The sequence below is a fragment of the Stenotrophomonas sp. STEN147 genome, assembly GCF_056757995.1.
Genome location: NZ_JBRRCG010000010.1, coordinates 125,164 through 145,416, shown reverse-complemented (window position 1 = coordinate 145,416; position 20,253 = coordinate 125,164). Strand labels below are relative to the sequence as shown.

At 66.5% G+C, this 20,253-nt stretch carries 22 protein-coding genes; 15 read left to right on the top strand and 7 right to left on the bottom strand.

Annotation, left to right across the window (positions count from 1 at the left end):
- The first annotated feature begins 32 nt into the window (after positions 1 to 32).
- Genes ctaD through ACVOKU_RS11940 form a run of 4 tightly spaced genes read left to right on the top strand, consistent with a single transcriptional unit; the run spans position 33 to position 3,331 of the window.
- Entirely contained in the window at positions 33 to 1,640 is a 1,608-nt protein-coding gene (gene ctaD, locus ACVOKU_RS11955; protein ID WP_481560022.1) for a cytochrome c oxidase subunit I, read from the top strand.
- Positions 1,641 to 1,648: 8 nt separating this feature from the next.
- Positions 1,649 to 1,855: a hypothetical protein gene (locus ACVOKU_RS11950; protein WP_481560021.1), complete on the top strand. Its 207-nt coding sequence runs from the start codon at positions 1,649 to 1,651 to the stop codon at positions 1,853 to 1,855.
- Positions 1,852 to 2,442 carry a cytochrome c oxidase assembly protein gene (locus tag ACVOKU_RS11945; protein WP_053519492.1) on the top strand — a complete coding sequence of 197 codons (591 nt, stop codon included), beginning with the start codon at positions 1,852 to 1,854 and terminating at the stop codon, positions 2,440 to 2,442. Before ACVOKU_RS11950 ends, ACVOKU_RS11945 begins: the two co-directional genes overlap by 4 nt.
- A 13-nt stretch (positions 2,443 to 2,455) precedes the next feature.
- A complete protein-coding gene (locus ACVOKU_RS11940) occupies positions 2,456 to 3,331 on the top strand; it encodes a cytochrome c oxidase subunit 3 (RefSeq protein WP_128988093.1) in 876 nt (291 codons plus the stop codon).
- A gap of 21 nt (positions 3,332 to 3,352) precedes the next feature.
- On the opposite strand, the gene ACVOKU_RS11935 is transcribed toward ACVOKU_RS11940, so the two are convergent.
- Entirely contained in the window at positions 3,353 to 3,571 is a 219-nt protein-coding gene (locus ACVOKU_RS11935; RefSeq protein ID WP_008264755.1) for a twin transmembrane helix small protein, read from the bottom strand.
- Positions 3,572 to 3,628: 57 nt separating this feature from the next.
- Between ACVOKU_RS11935 and ACVOKU_RS11930 the strand changes: the two genes are divergently transcribed.
- The 6 genes from ACVOKU_RS11930 (at position 3,629) to ACVOKU_RS11905 (ending at position 8,528) form a co-directional block, all read left to right on the top strand.
- Complete coding sequence (locus ACVOKU_RS11930) at positions 3,629 to 4,342, top strand: SURF1 family protein (protein ID WP_481560020.1); 714 nt, start codon at positions 3,629 to 3,631, stop codon at positions 4,340 to 4,342.
- 57 nt (positions 4,343 to 4,399) lie between these two features.
- Positions 4,400 to 4,969: a hypothetical protein gene (locus tag ACVOKU_RS11925; protein WP_053519489.1), complete on the top strand. Its 570-nt coding sequence runs from the start codon at positions 4,400 to 4,402 to the stop codon at positions 4,967 to 4,969.
- 10 nt (positions 4,970 to 4,979) lie between these two features.
- Positions 4,980 to 6,143: a COX15/CtaA family protein gene (locus ACVOKU_RS11920; RefSeq protein ID WP_053519488.1), complete on the top strand. Its 1,164-nt coding sequence runs from the start codon at positions 4,980 to 4,982 to the stop codon at positions 6,141 to 6,143.
- A gap of 4 nt (positions 6,144 to 6,147) precedes the next feature.
- Complete coding sequence (gene cyoE / locus ACVOKU_RS11915) at positions 6,148 to 7,041, top strand: heme o synthase (RefSeq protein WP_065175444.1); 894 nt, start codon at positions 6,148 to 6,150, stop codon at positions 7,039 to 7,041.
- Positions 7,042 to 7,377: 336 nt separating this feature from the next.
- Entirely contained in the window at positions 7,378 to 7,779 is a 402-nt protein-coding gene (locus ACVOKU_RS11910; protein WP_155760175.1) for a hypothetical protein, read from the top strand.
- Positions 7,776 to 8,528, top strand: a complete 753-nt coding sequence (locus ACVOKU_RS11905; RefSeq protein WP_481560019.1) for a hypothetical protein — start codon at positions 7,776 to 7,778, stop codon at positions 8,526 to 8,528. The genes ACVOKU_RS11910 and ACVOKU_RS11905 overlap by 4 nt, the downstream gene beginning before the upstream one ends.
- Positions 8,529 to 8,621: 93 nt before the next feature.
- Here the strand turns inward: ACVOKU_RS11905 and ACVOKU_RS11900 are convergent, their stop codons facing one another.
- Genes ACVOKU_RS11900 through ACVOKU_RS11885 form a run of 4 tightly spaced genes read right to left on the bottom strand, consistent with a single transcriptional unit; the run spans position 8,622 to position 12,876 of the window.
- On the bottom strand, positions 8,622 to 9,593 hold the full coding sequence (locus ACVOKU_RS11900) for a bile acid:sodium symporter family protein (RefSeq protein ID WP_481560018.1): 972 nt from the start codon (positions 9,591 to 9,593) through the stop codon (positions 8,622 to 8,624).
- A 28-nt stretch (positions 9,594 to 9,621) separates the two neighbouring features.
- Positions 9,622 to 10,122 carry a protein tyrosine phosphatase family protein gene (locus ACVOKU_RS11895; RefSeq protein WP_481560017.1) on the bottom strand — a complete coding sequence of 167 codons (501 nt, stop codon included), beginning with the start codon at positions 10,120 to 10,122 and terminating at the stop codon, positions 9,622 to 9,624.
- 27 nt (positions 10,123 to 10,149) lie between these two features.
- Complete coding sequence (gene dnaG, locus ACVOKU_RS11890) at positions 10,150 to 11,889, bottom strand: DNA primase (protein ID WP_481560016.1); 1,740 nt, start codon at positions 11,887 to 11,889, stop codon at positions 10,150 to 10,152.
- A gap of 60 nt (positions 11,890 to 11,949) precedes the next feature.
- Positions 11,950 to 12,876, bottom strand: a complete 927-nt coding sequence (locus ACVOKU_RS11885) for a YihY/virulence factor BrkB family protein (RefSeq protein WP_053519482.1) — start codon at positions 12,874 to 12,876, stop codon at positions 11,950 to 11,952.
- 212 nt (positions 12,877 to 13,088) lie between these two features.
- Here ACVOKU_RS11885 and ACVOKU_RS11880 point away from each other — a divergent pair, with 212 nt between their 5' ends.
- On the top strand, positions 13,089 to 14,027 hold the full coding sequence (locus tag ACVOKU_RS11880; RefSeq protein ID WP_481560015.1) for a hypothetical protein: 939 nt from the start codon (positions 13,089 to 13,091) through the stop codon (positions 14,025 to 14,027).
- 77 nt (positions 14,028 to 14,104) lie between these two features.
- Here the strand turns inward: ACVOKU_RS11880 and ACVOKU_RS11875 are convergent, their stop codons facing one another.
- Complete coding sequence (locus tag ACVOKU_RS11875; RefSeq protein WP_065175438.1) at positions 14,105 to 14,551, bottom strand: GatB/YqeY domain-containing protein; 447 nt, start codon at positions 14,549 to 14,551, stop codon at positions 14,105 to 14,107.
- 133 nt (positions 14,552 to 14,684) lie between these two features.
- A complete protein-coding gene (rpsU, locus tag ACVOKU_RS11870) occupies positions 14,685 to 14,900 on the bottom strand; it encodes a 30S ribosomal protein S21 (protein WP_002808376.1) in 216 nt (71 codons plus the stop codon).
- 167 nt (positions 14,901 to 15,067) lie between these two features.
- Between rpsU and tsaD the strand changes: the two genes are divergently transcribed.
- The 4 genes from tsaD to ACVOKU_RS11850 all read left to right on the top strand — a co-directional run bounded on the left by tsaD (position 15,068) and on the right by ACVOKU_RS11850 (position 20,211).
- Positions 15,068 to 16,093, top strand: a complete 1,026-nt coding sequence (gene tsaD / locus ACVOKU_RS11865; RefSeq protein ID WP_481560014.1) for a tRNA (adenosine(37)-N6)-threonylcarbamoyltransferase complex transferase subunit TsaD — start codon at positions 15,068 to 15,070, stop codon at positions 16,091 to 16,093.
- Between the two features lie 124 nt (positions 16,094 to 16,217).
- On the top strand, positions 16,218 to 16,571 hold the full coding sequence (gene folB / locus ACVOKU_RS11860) for a dihydroneopterin aldolase (RefSeq protein WP_053519479.1): 354 nt from the start codon (positions 16,218 to 16,220) through the stop codon (positions 16,569 to 16,571).
- Between the two features lie 65 nt (positions 16,572 to 16,636).
- A complete protein-coding gene (locus tag ACVOKU_RS11855; protein ID WP_065175436.1) occupies positions 16,637 to 17,908 on the top strand; it encodes a mechanosensitive ion channel family protein in 1,272 nt (423 codons plus the stop codon).
- Between the two features lie 128 nt (positions 17,909 to 18,036).
- Entirely contained in the window at positions 18,037 to 20,211 is a 2,175-nt protein-coding gene (locus tag ACVOKU_RS11850; RefSeq protein ID WP_481560013.1) for a glycoside hydrolase family 3 N-terminal domain-containing protein, read from the top strand.
- Positions 20,212 to 20,253: the final 42 nt, after the last annotated feature.

The following is a 20,253-nucleotide window of genomic DNA, read 5'->3' as shown; positions in this document are numbered from 1 at the left end:
TGGCGACAACCGATTCTGAGAGGTGTTTTGCAATGGCGCACTCGGCAGTTGGGCACGACGATCACCACCACCACCCGGGCTTCTTCGAGCGTTGGTTCTTCTCGACCAACCACAAGGACATCGGCACCCTGTATCTGCTTTTCAGCTTCATCATGTTCATCATCGGCGCGGCGATGAGCGTGATCATCCGCGCCGAGCTGATGCAGCCGGGCCTGCAGTTCGTCAGGCCGGAGACCTTCAACCAGCTCACCACCGTGCATGCACTGGTGATGATCTTCGGCGGAGTGATGCCGGCCTTCGTCGGCCTGGCCAACTGGATGGTGCCGCTGCAGATCGGTGCGCCGGACATGGCCCTGCCGCGCATGAACAACTGGTCGTTCTGGCTGCTGCCGGTGGCCTTCAGCCTGCTGCTGCTCACCTTCCTGCTGCCCGGAGGTGCGCCGGCCGGTGGCTGGACGCTGTATCCGCCGCTGTCGCTGCAGGGCGGTTACAACGTGGCCTTCACTGTGTTCGCCATCCACGTGGCCGGTATCAGTTCGATCATGGGCGCGATCAACATCATCGCCACCGTGCTCAACATGCGCGCGCCGGGCATCGACCTGCTGAAGATGCCGATCTTCTGCTGGGCCTGGCTGATCACCGCCTTCCTGCTGATCGCGGTGATGCCGGTGCTGGCCGGTGCGGTGACCATGCTGCTGACCGACAAGTTCTTCGGCACCAGCTTCTTCAACGCCGCCGGTGGCGGTGACCCGGTGATGTTCCAGCACATCTTCTGGTTCTTCGGCCACCCCGAGGTGTACATCATGATCCTGCCCGCCTTCGGCGTGGTCAGCGAGATCATTCCCACCTTCAGCCGCAAGCCCCTGTTCGGCTACCAGGCGATGGTGTACGCCACGGCTGCGATCGCCTTCCTGTCGTTCATCGTCTGGGCCCACCACATGTTCACCGTGGGCATGCCGCTGGGCGGCGAGATCTACTTCATGTTCGCCACCATGCTGATCTCGATCCCGACCGGCGTGAAGGTCTTCAACTGGGTCAGCACGATGTGGCGTGGCTCGCTGACGTTCGAGGCGCCGATGCTGTGGTCGGTGGCCTTCGTCATCCTGTTCACCATTGGCGGCTTCTCTGGTCTGATGCTGGCCATCGTCGCCGCCGACTTCCAGTACCACGACACCTACTTCGTCGTTGCCCACTTCCACTACGTGCTGGTGACCGGTGCGGTGTTCGCGCTGATTGCCGCGGTGTACTACTGGTGGCCGAAGTGGACCGGTCGCATGTACAGCGAGAAGTGGGCCAAGGTGCACTTCTGGTGGTCGATCGTGTTCGTCAACCTGCTGTTCTTCCCGCAGCACTTCCTCGGCCTGGCCGGGATGCCGCGCCGTATTCCCGATTACAGCGTGGCGTTCGCCGACTGGAACCTGATCAGCTCGATCGGCGCATTCGGCATGTTCGTCACGCCCTTCATGATGGCGGCGATCCTGCTGTCCTCGCTGCGCAATGGCGAGAGGGCGGCCGATCGGTCCTGGGAAGGTGCGCGTGGCCTGGAGTGGACGCTGCCGTCGCCGGCACCGGCCCACACCTTCACCACCCCGCCGATCCTGCGCCCGGGCGATCTGGCGCATGACGACATCACGCATTGAGGTGGGGCATGCATAACGAGCGCCCGCTCCAGACCTGTAGAGCCGAGCCCGGCTCGGCTGTCGAAGAGCAGCCGGGCAGGGCCCTGCTGTACGGCGGCGAGACTGAGGGCATCGAACAGCAGCGCCGGCGTGCCCGGCGCACGGCGGTCGTGGTGGGCGCCATCGCCGTACTGGTCTATGCCGCCTTCATTCTCAGCGGGGTGATCGGACGATGAGCCCGACGCCGGCCAGCACACCGTCGCCCAGCGCCGGCCTGCCGCGCCTGATCGGCGTTGCCGTGGCCGTGTTCCTGCTGACCTTCTCGCTGGTGCCGCTGTATCGCATCGCGTGCGAGAAGGTGTTCGGCGTGCGCCTGGAGCGCGGCCCGGGCAGCGAGGCCAGCGTGGGGGCTGCCACCGCAAAGCGCACCGTGCGGGTGGAGTTCGATGGCGGGGTCAATTCGCGGCTGCCATGGGCATTCCATCCCGAGCAGCTGACCATGGACGTGGTGCCCGGTGAGCTGAACGAGGCGCTGTACTACGCCCGCAATGACGGCCCACAGGCGATCGTCGGCAGTGCGGTGCCCTCGGTCGCGCCAGCACGTGCCTCCGGATTCTTCAGCAAGACCGAGTGCTTCTGCTTCACCGCGCAGACGCTGCAGGCCGGCGAGAAGCGCGACATGCCGGTGCGCTTCATCGTCGATCCGGATCTGCCGCCGGAAATCAAGACGATCACCCTGTCCTACACCTTCTACCGCAACGACGCGCTGTCCGATCGGCTGGCTCCGGCCGCCACTTCGGAAGGCGCGCACGCCGCTCCCTGACCCGGATAACGACATGGCCCAGACACCGACCGACGCCAACGTGTACTTCGTCCCGGCCCAGAGCAAATGGCCATTCGTGGGCTCCATCGCGATGATGGTGACCATGGTGGGCGTGGCCAGCTGGCTCAACGATGCCAGCTGGGGGCGCTGGACGTTCTACATCGGCATCGCGATGCTGGTGCTGACCCTGTTCTGGTGGTTCAGCGACGTGGTGCGCGAATCGCAGGCCGGCCACTACAACCGCCAGGTCGATGGTTCGTTCCGGATGGGGATGGTCTGGTTCATCTTCTCCGAGGTGATGTTCTTCGGCGCGTTCTTCGGCGCACTGTTCTACACCCGTCACCTGGGCCTGTCCTGGCTCAGCGGCGAGGGCCGCGGGGTGATGACCAACGAGCTGCTGTGGCAGGGCTACTCCGCGGGGTGGCCCACCAACGGCCCGGCGGCGATCGGCGGGGCCTTCCAGACCATTCCGGCCTGGGGCCTGCCGTTGATCAATACGCTGATCCTGCTGACGTCCGGCGTGACGCTCACCATCGCCCACCATGCGCTGAAGGCCGGGCACCGCCGCCAGCTGCTGGTCTGGCTGGGCCTGACCGTGGCGCTGGGCCTGGGCTTCCTTGCCCTGCAGGCGGAGGAGTACATCCACGCCTACAAGGAGCTGAACCTGACGCTCGGCTCGGGCATCTACGGGTCGACGTTCTTCATGCTGACCGGTTTCCACGGTGCGCATGTGCTGCTGGGCACGATCATGCTGATCGTGATGTGGCTGCGCTCGGCGAAGGGGCATTTCACCCGCGACAACCATTTCGCGTTCGAAGCCGCTGCGTGGTACTGGCACTTCGTCGACGTGGTGTGGCTGATGCTGTTCCTGTTCGTCTACGTGCTGTAAGCGCCGGTGCCGGTGGCGTACTCAGCCACCGATGCCGTGCGGTTTGATCCAGCCCATGTAGATGCTCACGATCACCAGTACGATCAACGCCACCGACACCGCGATGCGGCGCGTCAGTGCGTTGACCGTGCGCTTGGTCTGGCCCCGGTCGACCAGCAGGTAGTACAGCCCGGCGCCCAGGTTCCAGACGATGACGATCAGAAACGCGATCACCAGCAGGGTCTTCAGCGAATCACTCATGCGCGGCTCGAGGGCAGGGTGGATGTGCCTATCTGACCGCGTTTGCGCGGACTTGTCATGATGCGCCAGCACACGCGGGTGATCGGCTGGCTGCTGGCACTGGTGGCGATCACGGGATTCACCGCGCTGGGGCTGTGGCAGTTGCAGCGCATGCATGCAAAACAGGCCATGCTGGATGCGCAGGGCCCCGCTGCGGCGCAGGCACTTCCGCTGGCGCAGGCACTGGCGGCGCCGGGCGCGCTGCATGGCGTGGCCGACCATGGCCGCTTCCTGCCGGGTGTGGTGCTGCTGGACAACCAGACCCGGCACGGCCGGGCCGGGGTGAAGATCTATCGCCCCTTCCGCAGCGACGGCGGCAGCGTGCTGCTGGTCGACCTCGGCTGGCGCGCGCTGCCCCCCGACCGCACGCTCCCCGATCTGCCGCCGCCGCCTTCGCCGGTGGCCGTGCGCGGGCTGCTGGCGCCGCCGCCGTCTGCAGGGTTGGCGCTGGGCCCGGCGTTCTCTGCAACCGGTGAGGCGCAGCGCTGGCTGGCCAGCCGGCTGCCTGCCGAGGGCCTGGCGACGGCGCTGGGGCTGCCTGCGCTGCCGGAGCGCGTGCTGCGGCTGGATCCGGCGCTGCCCTTCGGTGATGAACGCGACCTCGATCTGCTGCCGAACACGCTGCCCCCGCAGCGCCACCTGGGTTACGCCGTGCAATGGTTCGGCCTGGCGCTGACCGTGCTGGTGGTCGCGCTGGTGCTGGAATGGCGCAGCAGGCGCGTTGCACGCTAGCGCCGGCCCGACATCGGACGCCCGGCATCCCCTGTCCAACCATGAGAAAATGCCCGCATGAACACTGCTACATCCCCGCAGGCGCGCGGTTCCGGTCGCCGGACCCTGGTGCTGTTGTTCGCCGTGTTCTTCGGGGCAATGGCGCTGGCGGCCGTGCTGCGCTTCTCCGGATGGCAGCCCACCGGCCACCGCAACAGTGGACAGCTGCTCAAACCCCCGGTGGACCTGCGCCAGCAGCCACCGACCCTGGCCGACGGCACGGCCTATCCCTGGAATCCGGAGGCGCGCACCTGGCGCCTGCTGGTGGCACCGGCTGGTGCCTGCGACGCGCAGTGCGTCACTTTGTCGCAGGGACTGGGCAAGGTGTGGCAGCTGTTCGGCCATAACGCCGATAATGTCGAGATCCTGTGGCTGGGTCCGCCACCGGCGTCGATCGCCTCGCTGCCCGCGCTGCGGCCGCTGGCACCGTCGCCAGCGCTGCGCGCGGCCCTGCCCGGCGTCGATGATCCGGCTGGCCTGCCGGTCTACGTGATCGATCCGAACGGCTTCGTGATCATGCGCCACGCCCCGGGCAGCGACCTCGGGGGCCTGCGCAAGGACATGGCCACGTTGCTGAAACTGAAGTGAGTCCTGTTTGATGAGCCTTTCCGCGCGTCCGGCGCTGCACCGCAATTTCCACCGCCTGGCGTGGTTCGCCATGATCATGACCGCGAGCACGATCATGTTCGGTGCCTTCGTCCGCCTGTCCGATGCGGGGCTGAGCTGCCCGGACTGGCCGACCTGCTATGGCCGCGCGACCTGGCCGCAGCACATCGAGGAGACGGTTGGCCACCCGGCCGCCGATATCCGTCCGCTGGAAACGCACAAGGCCTGGCGCGAGCAGGTTCACCGCTTCCTGGCCGGCGCGCTGGGCATCGAGATCCTGACCCTGGCCCTGCTGGCCACGCGCAGGCGCCGGTTCGGAACCACGGCGGTCGTCACCGCCTGCGTGCTGGTGGCTGCCGGCATACCGTTGTACATGATGGGCTGGCATGCAACGGCCAGTGCCCTGGCCCTGAGTGGTGAGGCGATACTGCTGATTGCCGCCTTGCGCTGGAACAACATCGATCTGGCGCGCGCGGCGGTACTGACCCTGGCGGTGGTGATCTTCCAGGCCCTGCTGGGCATGTGGACGGTGACGCTGCTGCTGAAGCCGATCGTGGTGATGGGCCACCTGCTGGGCGGCATGCTGATGTTCGGCCTGCTGGTGTGGCTGGCGTGGCGGGCCACGCATCTGCCGATCACGCTGGCCGAGGCGCCCAGGCTGAAGTGGCTGCTGCGTGCCGCCGTGGTCGTGCTGGTCACCCAGATCGCACTGGGCGGCTGGGTCAGTGCCAACTACGCGGCGCTGGCCTGCGGCGGCGGCAGCGCCTCGCTGGACAATTTCCCACGCTGTGCCAACCAGTGGTGGCCGCAGCACAACTTCGTCGAAGGCTTCACCCTGTGGCGTGGCATCGGCGTGGACTACGAAGGGGGCGTGCTCGATGGCGCCTCGCGCATCGCCATCCAGCTGGCGCATCGCCTGTTCGCCATCGTGGTGGCTGCCTACCTGCTGTGGCTGGGCGTGCGCCTGTTCCGCCTGCCGAGCATGCGGGGCTGGGCGACTGCGCTGATCGTGCTGCTGGTGCTGCAGGTCACGCTCGGCATCCTCAACGTGAAGCTGGCGCTGCCGCTGGAAGTGGCGGTGGCGCACAACGGCGTGGCCGTTGCCCTGTTGTTCGTGCTGGTCAGCCTGCTGGCCCGCCTGCGTGCCCCGGACTGATCCGATGTTCTCCAATTACCGCCAGTACTGGGACCTGACCAAGCCCAAGGTCGTCGCCCTGATCGTATTCACCGCTCTGGTGGGCATGGTCCTGGCCATTCCAGGCGTGCCCAGCTGGGAACAGGTACGCGCGGGCCTGCTCGGCTTCCTCGGCATCTGGCTGGCGGCCTCGGCTGCGGCTGCGATCAACCAGCTGCTGGATGCGCACATCGATGCGCAGATGGCGCGCACCTCGTGGCGGCCGCTGGTGGTCGGCAAGGTCAAGCCGTGGCAGGTGCTGGTGTTCGCCGGCGCGCTGATCGCGCTGTCGATGACGATCCTGGTGCTGTGGGTGAACGTGATCACCGCCGTGCTGACCTTCGCTTCACTGATCGGTTATGCGGTGATCTATACGGTCTACCTCAAGCGTGCGACCTCGCAGAACATCGTCATCGGTGGTCTGGCCGGCGCGATGCCACCGATGCTGGGCTGGGCCGCCGTCACCGGAATGCAGGGCTCTTCGGACTGGGCGTACTCGTCGCTGCTGGTGCTGATCATCTTCATCTGGACGCCGCCGCATTTCTGGGCGCTGGCGATCTTCCGCCGCGAGGACTACGCCAAGGCGAAGATCCCGATGCTGCCGGTGACCCACGGCGTAGTGCATACCCGCAGGCAGATCATGGTGTATTCGGTGGTGCTGGCCCTGGTCTGCCTGCTGCCCTATCTGGTGGGCATGAGCGGACCGTTCTACCTGGGCGGTGCGATCGTGCTCAACGCGGTGTTCCTCTGGTATGCGTGGCGCATGCTGGATCCGCCGGATGAGCTGTTCTCGATGAAGATGTTCCAGTACTCCATCGTCTATCTGATGGCGCTGTTCGCCTTCCTGCTGATCGACCACTGGATCCTGCCCTGGCTGTAACGGGCGCATGCCGCCGGGCATGGCCCGGCGCTACCGCATCCCGGAAAGAGGCGGGCGCATCAGCCGGATGCATGACGGCCGTCGCAGGGAGGACATGCTTGACCTGATCGAGGCGGCACGCGTGCTGCGCAGCCACGCCGTGCGTGGACGGTCTTCCACAGAACTCCGTGCGTTCAATGTCGGGTTCCGCTCGCCGGAGGCGGCACTTTGCCAACCCGCCGAGCCGCTACGGTGTAGCGATCTGCCCCGCTGCTGACTCACCGCGGGCAGTGGATCACAGATACGGATGGATTCGGCAGGCGGGATGGTCGAATGTGGATACACAGGATTTGCGAGATGAATCGCAATTCTGTGGAGCAATCAATGAAATGCCATGTTTCTCTGCCAATCGTTCTATGTGCTGCGCTTGCATGCTTGGCCGGCAATGCAACAGCAGAAGTAAAAGCACTGAGTCGGGCCAACTGCATTGGATTCGTCAATGAATCCGTTACCTACGAACGGCCCCAGTTCCGCAACTTCCAGGGCTCTGCCGCATCCAGGCATATCCCGCTTGGAAACATCGAGCCGAAGCATGTCCTTGCTGCTCCCAACAATGGACTGTACTCCTGGCGCTTCTATGCAGGCGATGGCACCGATCCGGAACGGATGGTTGTTCATGGCTACCACACATGGGTGCTGGGCGGGCGTGTATTCACCCAATCCACGAGCGCGGTCGATTGCCAACTTTCGGAGTGGTGAGCATCATGAAAAGCGTTTGCTTTCTTGCAACCTCACTGCTGATGTCGATGTCGGCCCAGGCATCGCAGACCGATGCAGCTCCTGATCCGGTGGGACATTGGCTACATCAACGTGCCATGCAAGCTGCAATGGAGGAGGCCTCGATGACGAGAGGGTCGTCCGTAGGCGCTGGCAGCTACCAGATCGTGCGGCTGGCAGACCTGGATGCTCCCGAAGAGGTGAAGCATCAGCTTCGCGCGGACATGGACCGGTCAGCAGGTGTGGTGCAGGTTGCAGAAGGGGACATCCCAACGCGGGCCGAACTGCTGGCTGCGTTGCCCCGCCGATATCGCTCGGCGTCGGAACTACGCCAGCGCCTGCCGCAGCCCCCCAGCAGTCTGGAAGCAAGCCTCCTGGGACCGGCAGAGCTGATCGGTATGGAGCCCAGTGGCGCGCTGGATGGAGGCAGGTCCTCGGGGCTGAGCCGTTTCTTCCAGCTGGAAGGCATCGGCGTCGTGGAGTTCAGCGAGAACAACTTCCTCGCTGCGGGCACGCATATCGAGGTCATTGCCGAGGCGCAGAACACAACAGTGAAAGGCGCGCTCGCGCACTTGAAGAAGAGCATTGACAGTGCTGGCCGCACCCGCGTCGAGCTTGTCTGGACGGGAGACAGCAAGACCTTCAGCCTGATCGCAACCGGGGAGCGCGGCACCGACGTGGAGCGTAGCGCCCGATTGCTGCACGACATCGCTGCCGCCATCATGGATTAGCGGCGCGAGGCGCATCCACACGTGGCGTGGCATCGGCCGAGCATGGGCTCGGCTCTGCAGTAGTTCCACGCCATGTGTGGATGAATTTCCGGGTCAGGACGCGCGCCTGGCATACCGCTGCGCGATCACGCCGCAGACGATCAGCTGGATCTGGTGATAGATCATCACCGGCAGCACGATGGCACCGAGGCTGCCGCCGGCGAACAGCACCTTGGCGATCGGTACACCCGTGGCCAGGCTCTTCTTCGAGCCGCAGAACACGATGGCGATCTCGTCCTCGCGGTTGAAGTGCAGGCGACGGGCGATGAAGGTGATCAGCGGCATGGCGATACCGAGCAGGACGGCGGCTACCACGGCCACCGCCAGCAGCGACAGCATGGGGGTCTTGCTCCAGAGCCCTTCGGTGACGGCTTCGCCGAACGCCGAATACACGACCAGCAGGATGGTGGCCTGGTCGGTGTAGCGCAGCAGCGCGCGCTGCTTCTCGACCCAGCCGGCGATCCACGGGCGCAGCAGGTGGCCGGCCACGAACGGCACCAGCAGCTGCAGCATGATGCCGCCGATAGCATGCAGCGGGTCATGCACACCGCCGGAGGTGCCGGCCAGCGCGGTCAACAGCAGCGGCGTGAGGAACACACCGAGGATGCTCGACAGCGATGCGCTGCAGACGGCCGCCGGCACATTGCCGCGTGCCATCGAGGTGAAGGCGATGGATGACTGCACGGTGGAGGGCAGGGTGCACAGGAACAGCACGCCCAGGTACAACTCCGGGGTCAACAGCCAGCCCGACAGCGGCTTGAACATCAGGCCCAGCATCGGAAACAGCAGGAAGGTGCAGGCGAGAATGGTCAGATGCAGGCGCCAGTGCAGCATGCCGCCGATGATCGATTCGCGCGGCAGGCGCGCCCCGTGCAGGAAGAACAGCGCGGCGATGGCGACCGTGGTGACATCGTCCAGGACGATGGCGGCGGCGCCCTTCATCGGCAGCAGCGAGGCCAGGCCGACGGTGCACAGCAGGGCGAGGGTGAAGTTGTCCGGTCGCAGGCGCGACCACCAGCGGGTCATGGGGGGCAGACTCCTTGGTGTGGAGGGTTCAGGGCGAGGTGACCGGTGTGGCCAGATGCTGGCGGGTGGCCGCTTCCAGCGACTTCAGGCCGGCGCGCTGGCCCAGCTGGAGGGCCTGTTCCGGGCTGGCATGTTCGTAGCGTGCATTGACCAGGCCGAGCACGGCACCGGCGCGGTTGCCGGACGCGCAGTGCAGCAGCACCGGCCCCTGGCTCTGCTGCAGGGCCTGGTGCACGGCGCGCACATTGGCCGCATCCAGGCCCTCGGCGCCGGCCACCGGGATGCGCACATAGCGCAGGCCCAGCGATTCGGCCGCGCGGGTTTCATCGAAACCACGTTCCTCGTCGGGCTGGCGCAGGTCGATCACGGTGCGTACGCCTTGCGCAGCCAGTTCGCGCAGGTGTGCGGCACTGGGCTGGCCGCCGGCATACAGGCCGGGGCGGACTTCATTGAGCGGGGCATCTGCGGCCAAGGCCGCCCGCGGCAGGCAGAGGGACAGCAACAGCAGGCAGGTCAGGCGCAGCAGCATGGTCCTCTCCGTTGAAACGTTCCGCCGCTACCGGCCCAGGCTGGCGCGGGCCTTGAGCAGCTCGCGCAGTTCGTACTTGTCAGTATCGTCCAGTCCCTGCTGACGCTGCTTTGCCAACAGCTCTTCCAGACGTTGCTGCAACAGTTGTTTCTCCAGCTGGGCCACGGCGTCGTGCAGTTCCTGGGTCCAGATCGCTTCGCTGCCGGGCAGGGTCTGAGCGGCCAGCGTGTGCAGCGAGGCCTGCTCCTCACGCCCGTCGAAATGTTCCAGCAGCGCGCCGGTGCTGATATCGGGACGCTGTTCAACCAGTGCCAGCAGCTCCAGCAGCAGCTCCACACCCGGCAGGCGCAGGCCCTGGAAGTGATGCTTGCCGCCCAGGGTCAGCGCCAGCGACGGCTGCTGCAGCAGCACGGCGATCGCACCCCGCACCAGGCTGCGCTTGGCCACCGGCTGGATCGACCGTGCCGGAGGGCGCTGCGGCATCGCCGTGCGGGTATTCTGCGTGGCCGCACCGAGCCCGGTCAGCTGCGCCAGCTGCTGCTTCATCAGGTCACCGAACGCGCCATCGGGAATCTGCGCCAGCATCGGTCTGGCCCGCTCGGCCAGGCGTGCCCGGCCGTCCAGCGTGCCCATGTTGATCTCGCGGGTCAGCTCGTCGAAGAAGAACTGCGACAGCGGCGTGGCCTGCTTCAGGCGCTCGTTGAAGGCCTCAGCGCCTTCCTTGCGCACGATGGTGTCCGGGTCCTCGCCGTCGGGCAGGAACAGGAAGAAGGCCTGGCGGCCGTCCTTCATGCGCGGAAGCACCGACTCCAGTGCCTTCCAGCCGGCGCGGCGGCCGGCGGCATCGCCATCGAAGCAGAAGAACACGTCCGGTGCGTTGCGGAACAGCAGCTCGGCATGGTCGGGTGTGGTCGCGGTGCCCAGCGTCGCCACCGCCTGGGTGACGCCGAACTGGAACAGCGAGACCACGTCCATGTAACCCTCGACCACGATCAGCCGCTCGATCTTCTGGTTCGCCTGGCGCACCTGCCACAGGCCGTACAGTTCGCGGCCCTTGTGGAACAGCGCGGTTTCGGGCGAATTGAGGTACTTGGGACCGTCGTCCTTCTCGAACACACGGCCACCGAAGGCGATCACCCGCCCACGGCGGTCGAAGATCGGGAACATCACCCGGTCGCGGAACTTGTCGTAGACGTGCCCCCGGTCGTTCTTGGAGAACAGGCCGGCACGGTCGAGCAGCTTCATCCGCCGCTCGTCCTTGCCCAGCGCATCGCGCAGGCCGCTGTAGCCGTCGGGCGCATAGCCGATCTGGAAGCGGGCGCGGTTCTGTTCGTCCACGCCACGGCCGTCAAGGTAGGCCCGCGCCTTGTCGCTGCCTTCCAGGTTCTTCTGGAAGAAGCGCGCCGCTGCATCCAGTGCCGAATAGAGTTCACGGCTGTCGTCCTGCTGCTGGGCGCTGCGCGGGTTCTCGCTGCGCGGCACGTCCAGGCCGGCGCGCTTGGCCAGCTCATCCACCGCGTCGAGGAACTCGAGGCGGTCGTAGTTCATCAGGAAGCTGATTGCGGTGCCGTGCGCACCGCAGCCGAAGCAGTGATAGAACTGCTTGGTCGGCGAGACGGTGAACGAGGCCGAGCGCTCGTCATGGAACGGGCAGCGTGCCGCGTACTCCTTGCCCTGTCGCTTCAACGGCACACGGCTGCCCACCACCTCGACGATGTCGGTGCGGGCCAGCAGGTCGTCGATGAAAGCGTCGGGGATACGGGCCATGGGCAGCAGGGCAGGGCGCGGCCGCCGGGGCGCGCAGCAGGGGCGGCAGGTCCCCCTAGTTTACTCGCTGGCGATGGTCGGGCCGGCCTGTTGTTCGCTGCTGCCGCCGGCGCTGGCGGCAGCCCGCTGTGCCCGGGCACTCAGGCGCTCGTCGATCACCGCGGTCATCAGGGCGCCGACGAAGAACACCGCGGTAGCGTAGTAGATCCAGACCAGCGCGATCACCAGGGCGCCCATCGAACCGTAGGCGCTGCCGGGTGCCACGGTGGCGATGTAGACGCCGATGCCGTAGCGCCCCAGGGCGAACAGGAGCGAGGTGATGGCCCCGCCGATGAAGGCCTGGCGCCAGGCCACGCGACGGTCGGGCAGATAGTGGTAGAGGAAGGCGAAGGCCAGCGTGTACAGCAGCAGCGTGGTCACGTAACCGATGGCCGGCAACACCGATGGCAGCTGCGCGAATACCACCTGCAGGGCGGTGGTGGCGGTCATCGACAGGATCAGCAGGAAGCCCAGCGCCAGCACCACGCCGAAGGAGAACACGCGCTTGCGCAGCCAGGCCTGGACGCCTTCCAGGCGCTGGCCGCTGGTATGGAAGATGCGGTTGAGCGCGTTCTGCAGCTGTGCGAACACGGCGGTGGCACCGACGAACAGCAGCAGGGTGCTCCACAACCCGGCCAGCGAGCCCATGCTCGGCTGGCTGTTGGCGTTGTGCAGCACGGTATCGGCCACGCTGGCCACACTGCTGCCGGCCACCGAGCCGATCTGGCTGATCAGCGCCTGCTGCGCGGGCGGGTACAGCGAGGCGGTCAACCACAGCAGCAGCACCAGCAACGGCGCCATCGACAGCAGGGAATAGAACGAAACCGATGCGGCCTGGGTCAGGACGTCGATTTCGACGAAGCGCTTGGCCACGGCCATCGGGAAGCTGTCCTGCAGCTTCTCCAGGCGCGATCGGACGATGGGCAGGAAGGTGCGGGGATGCGGCATCTACGGCGTCGGCTGGAGCGGTACAGGCTTCCTTTTCTAGCAGATGCCGGCGTTGCGGCAGGTGAAGTGGAAGCGCGGTCGCAGAATGCAGCGAAGTCCGCGTTATCCTTCTGCCCGGACCGAGGGCGCGCTGGGGCTGCCGCCGCGGTATCCGGGCCCACCGCCGGTGTGCGGGGCCACGACAATCCAACTTCTCTGCAAAAGGACGCGTTATGAAAGGGATGGTCTGCACCACGATGGTATTGCTGCTGGCGGCGAGCGGTTCGGCCGCTGCGGCGTCCACGGCCTGCGAAAAGGCCTTCAAGACGGTAGGGGATCCGCGCAATGGCGCGATGTACATGGCCGACCTGACGGTGCCCGGTCTGAAGGTGCAGAGTGCACTGGACCAGCTTCGCAAGATCGGTGCCGATGACCAGTTCGAGGTGGGCGGCCAGCTGGTGGAAGGCGATACCGGCAACCAGTACCTGATCCAGACCAAGGGCCTGCGTACGCCGCTGGTACTGATCGGCACCGCCGACCGCAGCGGCCGGGTCACCCTGGCCACCAAGCTGGCCCGCGGCCAGACCATCGCCCAGGAGGACGCCCGCAAGTCGATGTGCGACATGCTGGACAAGCTCAAGGGCGGCAGCCAGGGGGATGCGCTGGCCGCCGCTGCGCGCGCGCAGTATCCGACTTCCGTGGCGGAGGACGTGACCGCGCCGGACCTGTCCAAGAAGATGGGCAAGGAGGTGCGCGATACGATGGCGGCCTACAACGCCGCGGGCAGCTTCAAGGACCTGCTGCTGGGCACCACCACCAACAAGGAAGACCTGGGCGACCGTTCGGCCACCTTCCTGCCGTTGTATGCCAAGTACATCGGTCGCCGCTACCGGATCGACGGCCAGATCTACACGGTCAACTCGAACAGCTACTCCAGCCGTCCGGGTGAAGTCGGATCGATCAACTACCTGGTGACGCCGACCCGTGGCCTGTTGCGGATCCGCCAGAATGACACCTTCAACAACAACAACTACACCATCCGTTGCGAATTCGCTCCGGACCAGGCGGCCAACTTCGCCATGCTGCGCGAGCGCGACTGGGCCAAGCTGGAAGGCGAGGTCAGCGCGGTGGAGGGCAGTTCCATGACCCTGCGCAACTGCCGCCAGGTGTAAGCGCTGGCGCGGCAGCTGCAGCAATGACAAGGCCCGCGTGAAGCGGGCCTTGTCATGTCCGGCAGGGTGGTGGCGGATCAGCCAGCCAGGGCCTGCTTGACCAGCTTGGACACCACGCCCATGTCGGCCTGACCGGCGAGCCTGGGCTTCAGCGCCCCCATCAGCTTGCCCATGTCGGCCGGGCCGGTGGCACCGGTTTCGGCGATGGCGGCCTGGATGGCGGCGGCGATCTCGGCCTCACCCATCTTGGCGGGCAGGTAGGCCTCGATGACCACGATCTCGGCACGCTCGATCGCGGCCAGGTCTTCACGGTTGGCCGCTTCGTACTGGCTGACCGAGTCCTTGCGCTGCTTGACCATCTTGTCCAGCACGGCGATCACGGCGGTGTCGTCGAGCTCGATACGCTCGTCCACTTCCTTCTGCTTGATCGCGGCGTTGATCAGGCGGATCACGCCCAGCTTGTCCTTCTCGCCCGCCTTCATGGCGGCCTTCATGTCATCGGTGAGCTGCTGCTTCATGCTCATGGGAGACCTCGTGGTGGTAGTGGGGCAGGGCGGTTGCCCGGGCCCGGAAACGCAAAAAGCCGGCGACGCTCGCGCGTGCCGGCTTCGGCTTCACCGCGGAAGGACGAACCCGCCGCAATGAAGATGCGTCCGATCAGTACAGGCGCTGACGCTTGGTGACGTCGCGCGACGAGCGGCGCAGCTGACGCTTCACAGCAGCGGCGGCCTTGCGCTTGCGCTCCTGGGTCGGCTTTTCGTAGAACTCGCGCTTGCGGGTTTCGGCCAGCACACCGGCCTTTTCGCAAGTGCGCTTGAAGCGGCGAAGAGCAAACTCGAAGGGCTCGTTCTCGCGGACTTTGACGCTGGGCATGGAATCTCCGGGACACAGTAGAACCGGGTCACGCCCGGCGAGCCGCACATTATAGCGGCGAATCAACAAACTGCAAGCGCGCAAGCCTGAATGCGGGCCAGCGATACGGATGCAGTGGGATCTGCACGTCACCCCGAGGGGGCGGCAGGGGCGTCATAATAGCAGGCATGCGAGTCCTTGGCATCGAATCTTCCTGTGATGAGACCGGCGTGGCGGTGTACGACACCGACCTGACCGGCAGCGCGGCCCTGCGCGCCCATGCGGTCTACAGCCAGATCGCCCTGCACGCCGAGTACGGCGGTGTGGTGCCCGAGCTGGCCAGCCGTGACCACGTGCGCAAGCTGCTGCCGCTGGTCCGGCAGACCCTGGCCGAGGCGGGCCTGGGCGTGGACGACATCGATGGTGTGGCCTATACCGCTGGCCCCGGGCTGGTCGGTGCGCTGCTGGTCGGTGCCGGGGTGGCCCGTGCCCTGGCCTGGGCACTGGAGGTGCCGGCCGTGGGCGTGCATCACATGGAAGGGCACCTGCTGGCGCCCTTGATGGAGGACGATCCGCCGCAGGCCCCGTTCGTGGCTCTGCTGGTGTCCGGTGGCCACACCCAACTGGTGGCGGTCGATGCCATCGGCCGCTACCGCCTGCTGGGCGAGACCCTGGACGATGCGGCCGGCGAAGCCTTCGACAAGACGGCCAAACTGATGGGGCTGCCCTATCCCGGCGGCCCGCAGCTGGCCAGGCTGGCCGAACAGGGCACCCCGGGGACCTACCGTTTCGCGCGGCCGATGACCGATCGCCCGGGTCTGGATTTCAGCTTTTCCGGCCTGAAGACCCAGGTGCTGATGGCCTGGCGTGACAGCGACCAGAGCGACCAGACCCGCGCCGACATCGCGCGCGGTTTCGAGGATGCGGTGGTGGAGACCCTGTCGATCAAGTGCGAACGCGCGCTGGAAGCAGCCGGCACCAATGTGATCGTGGTGGCCGGCGGTGTCGGTGCCAATACGCGGCTGCGTGCACGCCTGCAGCAGATGGCCGAACGCCTCGGGGGGCGTGCCTGCTTCCCGCGGCCGGCGCTGTGCACCGACAACGGCGCGATGATTGCTTTCGCCGGCGCCCTGCGCCTGCAGGCCGGGCAGCACAACCCGCCGAACGTTGACGTGACCCCGCGCTGGGACATGGCGACGCTGCCCGCGGTGTGACCCGCGACGCACCCATCCACACAGGCTGCGACCGCAGCGGCGGACGTGCCGGGATCCGGTCGTTTCAGGCAGCGGTGGTTCCGTGCCGTTACCATGACCGTCTGTTTTCCGGCTGGTAACCGCAATGGACAAGGTTTTCATCGAGGGGCTGACGATCGACGCCCTGATCGGCATCTACGATTGGGAACGGCGGATCCGGCAGGACCTGGTGTTCGACCTGGAGATGGGTTTCGACAACCGGCGCCCGGCAGCGACCGACGATATCGCCCATACCCTCAACTACAAGGCGGTCAGCAAGCGGCTGGAGCAGTTCGTGCGCGAATCGGAGTTCGGCCTGGTCGAGACCCTGGCCGAGCGTTGCGCGCAGATCGTGCTCGACGAATTCGATGTGCGTTGGCTGCGGCTGAAGCTGAGCAAGCCGGGAGCGGTGCGCGGCGCGCGCGCGGTCGGCGTGATCATCGAGCGCGAACGCGGCTGAAACAGCAGCGTCGGCCGGCGGCCGGCAACTTCTTCATGCGAAATGACTGAAACAGGAGACGACTGATGGTGGATGCGGTGGTGGCGGTACAGTGGATGGAGCGGCTGCAGAACACACTGGAACCCTATCCCGGCGCCTACCTGGCGTTGATGATTTCGGCGCTGCTGCTCGCGGCGGGCCTGGCCAACTGGGTGACCAAGCGCATCCTGGTGCGCGGCCTGCGCCGTCTGCTGCAGCGCCTGCCCGGTGCCGAATCCGGGCGTGGCAGCCATCTGATGCGGGTCATCTCGCGGTTGTCCAACGTGGTGCCCAGCCAGGTGATCGCCTCTGGCATCACCCTCATTCCCGATCTGCCACCGGGGCTGGTCAGCGTCATCGTCAAGCTGTGCATCGTGTGGGCGGTGCTGACCGTCTCGCTGGCCTTCTCGCATGCGCTGGATGCGGCCAACAGCCTGTACGAGCGCAAGCCGGATGCGCGCAACAAGCCGATCAAGGGCTACCTGCAGGTGGTCAAGATCGTGATCTTCGTGGCGGCCGGCCTGGCGATCATCTCCACCCTGCTGGGCGTGGCGCTGGGCCCGCTGGTGACCGGCCTGGGTGCGGCCACGGCCGTGCTGATGCTGATCTTCCAGGACACCATCCTCTCGCTGGTGGCCAGCGTGCAGATCAGTGGCGATGGCCGCGTGCGCATCGGCGACTGGATCGAGATGCCGAGCCAGAACGCCGATGGTGACGTCATCGACATCGCCCTGCACACCATCACCGTGCAGAACTTCGACAAGACCATCACCACCATCCCGACCAAGAAGCTGGTGACCGAGTCGTTCAAGAACTGGCGCGGCATGCAGGAGGCCGGTGGCCGCCGCATCAAGCGCGCGCTGTACCTGGACCAGCACAGCGTCGGCTTCCTGGACGAGGGCGACCTGGCCTTCCTCGGTGAGTTCGCCCTGCTGCGCGACTACCTGCGCGACAAGGAGCAGGAGCTGGGGCAGTGGAACGGGCGCCTGCGCGAGCAGGGCGTGGCGGACGTGAACAGCCGCCGGGTGACCAATCTGGGCACGTTCCGCGCCTATGTGGAGCGCTACCTGCGCAGCCACCCGGGTATCCACACCGACATGACCCTGCTGGTGCGCCAGCTGCAACCGACCACCGAGGGCCTGCCGCTGGAGCTGTACTGCTTCACCCGCACTACCGCCTGGGCGGAGTACGAGGCCGTGCAGTCGGACATTTTCGACCATCTGCTGGCGATCCTGCCGGCCTTCGGCCTGAGGGTGTTCCAGGCGTCCAGCGACGCCATGTTGATGGCCGGGCAGCGCCAGTCGGCCCGCTCGGAGTAAGCTGCCGTGCCGCCCGCGGGACCGTACGGACCCCGCTGGTGGATGAAACTGAATGCCGAAACCTCTCGCCAAATGGCCCGGGATCGCTAGAATGCCGGGCTTGTAAACGTTTTCATCAAGGACTGCCGGTGGCCTCCGAACGCATCGAATCCCTCATTGCCCAGATGACCGTCGAGGAAAAGGTCGGCCAGCTGGGTGTTTTCGCGGACATGGTCCGCCCGTTCGCCCCGGACGTGAACCCGGAAGCCAACGTGCGCAATGCCGACCAGGTGCTGCAGCAGGTGCGCGAGGGCAAGGTCGGCTCGCTGTTCAACGGGGTGGGCGCCGAACTGGGCCGCCGCATCCAGCAGGTCGCGACCGAGGAGAGCCGGCTGGGCATCCCGGTCATCCTCGCGGCCGACGTCATCCACGGCATGCGCACCGTGTTCCCGATCCCGCTGGGCGAGGCCGCCAGCTTCGAGCCGGACCTGGCCGAGCGCACCGCCCGCGCCACCGCGGTCGAGGCCACCGCCGCCGGCCTGCACTGGACCTATGCGCCGGCCGTGGACATCGCCCGCGACCAGCGCTGGGGCCGTGGCGCCGAAGGCGCAGGCGAGGACGTGGTGCTGGGCTGTGCCTTCGCCGCCGCCCGTGTGCGCGGCTTCCAGGGCAGCGACCTGCGTGCCGCCGATTCGCTGCTGGCCACGCCCAAGCATTTCGCCGCCTATGGCGCGGTGATGGCCGGCATGGAATACAACATGGTGGACATCTCGCCGCAGACCCTGCGCGACGTGCACCTGCCGCCGTTCAAGGCGGCCTTCGATGCCGGCGCGATCACGGTGATGTCCTCGTTCAACGACATCAACGGCGTGCCGGCCAGCGCCAATGCAGAACTGCTCACCGACATCCTGCGTGGCGAGTGGAAGTTCCCGGGTGTGGTGATCTCCGATTACACCGCCGACATGGAACTGGTGGCGCACGGCTACGCCGCCGATGACCGCGACGCCACCGCCAAGGCCTTCACCGCAGGCCTGGACCTGAGCATGCAGAGCGGCTTCTATGCCGAGCACCTGCCAGGCCTGGTGGAAAGCGGCGAGGTGCCGATGGCGGTGCTGGATGAGGGCGTGCGCCGCATCCTGTGGCTGAAGGAAACCATCGGCCTGTTCGACGACCCGTACCGGTCGCTGGACCCGGCCCGCGAAGCGGACGACTCGCACATCGCCGCACATGATGAGCTCGCGCGCGATGCCGCGCGCCGTTCGATCGTGCTGCTGAACAACCGTGACAACGTGCTGCCGCTGCAGAAGACCGGGCAGAAGATCGCGTTGATCGGCCCGTTCGTGCAGGACCGCGAAAACATCGAAGGCTGCTGGACCCTGTTCGGCGACAAGCAGCGCTATGTGGACCTGGAAACCGGTGTGCGTGCCGCCATCGGTGACGCGTCGCTGCTGGAGATCGTGCCCGGCTGCGATCTGGAAACCGCGATCCCGGGGGGCACCGAAGCCGCCGTGGCGGCTGCGCTGCGTGCCGACGTAGTGGTGTTGGCGCTGGGCGAGCCGCAGCGCTACAGCGGCGAGGCGCAGTCGCGCGTGGAGATCACCCTGCCGCCGGCGCAGCAGGCACTGGCCGAGGCGGTGGCGATGACCGGCAAGCCGCTGGTGGTGCTGCTGCGCAATGGCCGCGCGCTGGCCCTGCAAGGTGCGGTGCGCAATGCGCACGCCGTGGCGGTCACCTGGTACCTGGGCACGCAGACCGGTCATGCGGTGGCCGATGTGCTGTTCGGCGACTACAGCCCGTCCGGCCGCCTGCCGGTCAGCTTCCCGCAGGTGTCCGGCCAGCAGCCGTATTTCTACAACCATCCGCGTACCGGCCGCCCCGAACTGCCGACGATGTCGGAGTTCAAGGCGCGCTGGCGCGAGATTCCCAACGAGCCGCTGTATCCGTTCGGCCATGGCATCGGCTACACCACCTTCGCCTACGGCGTGCCGCAGCTCAGTGCGACACAACTGGGCTGGGACGATACCCTGACCATCACCACCACGCTGACCAACACCGGTACCGTGGCTGGCGAGGAAGTGGTGCAGCTGTACATCCATGACCGCGTGGCCAGCCGCGTGCGGCCGGTGCGCGAGCTGAAGGACTTCCGCAAGATCGCACTGCAGCCGGGCGAATCCACCGATGTGGTGTTCACCCTGCATCGCGAGCAGTTGGCGTTCACTGGCCGCGATGGCGTACTGCGTGCCGAGCCGGGCCTGTTCGAGCTGTGGGTGTGCGCCTCGTCAGCGGCTGGCGAGCCGGTGCAGTTTGAACTGCTGAAGGGCTGAACGGGAACGGTAGCGCCGGGCCATGCCCGGCGTCGTCACCCA

Excerpts from the sequence above, each read along its gene's own strand:
- ACVOKU_RS11910 (WP_155760175.1), top strand. The coding sequence starts at position 7,378 with ATGAATCGCAATTCTGTGGAGCAATCAATGAAATGCCATGTTTCTCTG.
- dnaG (WP_481560016.1), bottom strand. The coding sequence starts at position 11,889 with ATGGCCCGTATCCCCGACGCTTTCATCGACGACCTGCTGGCCCGCACC.
- ACVOKU_RS11880 (WP_481560015.1), top strand. The coding sequence starts at position 13,089 with ATGAAAGGGATGGTCTGCACCACGATGGTATTGCTGCTGGCGGCGAGC.
- ACVOKU_RS11940 (WP_128988093.1), top strand. The coding sequence starts at position 2,456 with ATGGCCCAGACACCGACCGACGCCAACGTGTACTTCGTCCCGGCCCAG.
- cyoE (WP_065175444.1), top strand. The coding sequence starts at position 6,148 with ATGTTCTCCAATTACCGCCAGTACTGGGACCTGACCAAGCCCAAGGTC.
- ACVOKU_RS11925 (WP_053519489.1), top strand. The coding sequence starts at position 4,400 with ATGAACACTGCTACATCCCCGCAGGCGCGCGGTTCCGGTCGCCGGACC.
- ctaD (WP_481560022.1), top strand. The coding sequence starts at position 33 with ATGGCGCACTCGGCAGTTGGGCACGACGATCACCACCACCACCCGGGC.
- ACVOKU_RS11885 (WP_053519482.1), bottom strand. The coding sequence starts at position 12,876 with ATGCCGCATCCCCGCACCTTCCTGCCCATCGTCCGATCGCGCCTGGAG.
- rpsU (WP_002808376.1), bottom strand. The coding sequence starts at position 14,900 with ATGCCCAGCGTCAAAGTCCGCGAGAACGAGCCCTTCGAGTTTGCTCTT.
- ACVOKU_RS11920 (WP_053519488.1), top strand. The coding sequence starts at position 4,980 with ATGAGCCTTTCCGCGCGTCCGGCGCTGCACCGCAATTTCCACCGCCTG.
- ACVOKU_RS11930 (WP_481560020.1), top strand. The coding sequence starts at position 3,629 with ATGATGCGCCAGCACACGCGGGTGATCGGCTGGCTGCTGGCACTGGTG.
- ACVOKU_RS11935 (WP_008264755.1), bottom strand. The coding sequence starts at position 3,571 with ATGAGTGATTCGCTGAAGACCCTGCTGGTGATCGCGTTTCTGATCGTC.
- ACVOKU_RS11895 (WP_481560017.1), bottom strand. The coding sequence starts at position 10,122 with ATGCTGCTGCGCCTGACCTGCCTGCTGTTGCTGTCCCTCTGCCTGCCG.
- ACVOKU_RS11855 (WP_065175436.1), top strand. The coding sequence starts at position 16,637 with ATGGTGGATGCGGTGGTGGCGGTACAGTGGATGGAGCGGCTGCAGAAC.
- ACVOKU_RS11945 (WP_053519492.1), top strand. The coding sequence starts at position 1,852 with ATGAGCCCGACGCCGGCCAGCACACCGTCGCCCAGCGCCGGCCTGCCG.
- tsaD (WP_481560014.1), top strand. The coding sequence starts at position 15,068 with ATGCGAGTCCTTGGCATCGAATCTTCCTGTGATGAGACCGGCGTGGCG.
- folB (WP_053519479.1), top strand. The coding sequence starts at position 16,218 with ATGGACAAGGTTTTCATCGAGGGGCTGACGATCGACGCCCTGATCGGC.
- ACVOKU_RS11950 (WP_481560021.1), top strand. The coding sequence starts at position 1,649 with ATGCATAACGAGCGCCCGCTCCAGACCTGTAGAGCCGAGCCCGGCTCG.
- ACVOKU_RS11875 (WP_065175438.1), bottom strand. The coding sequence starts at position 14,551 with ATGAGCATGAAGCAGCAGCTCACCGATGACATGAAGGCCGCCATGAAG.
- ACVOKU_RS11900 (WP_481560018.1), bottom strand. The coding sequence starts at position 9,593 with ATGACCCGCTGGTGGTCGCGCCTGCGACCGGACAACTTCACCCTCGCC.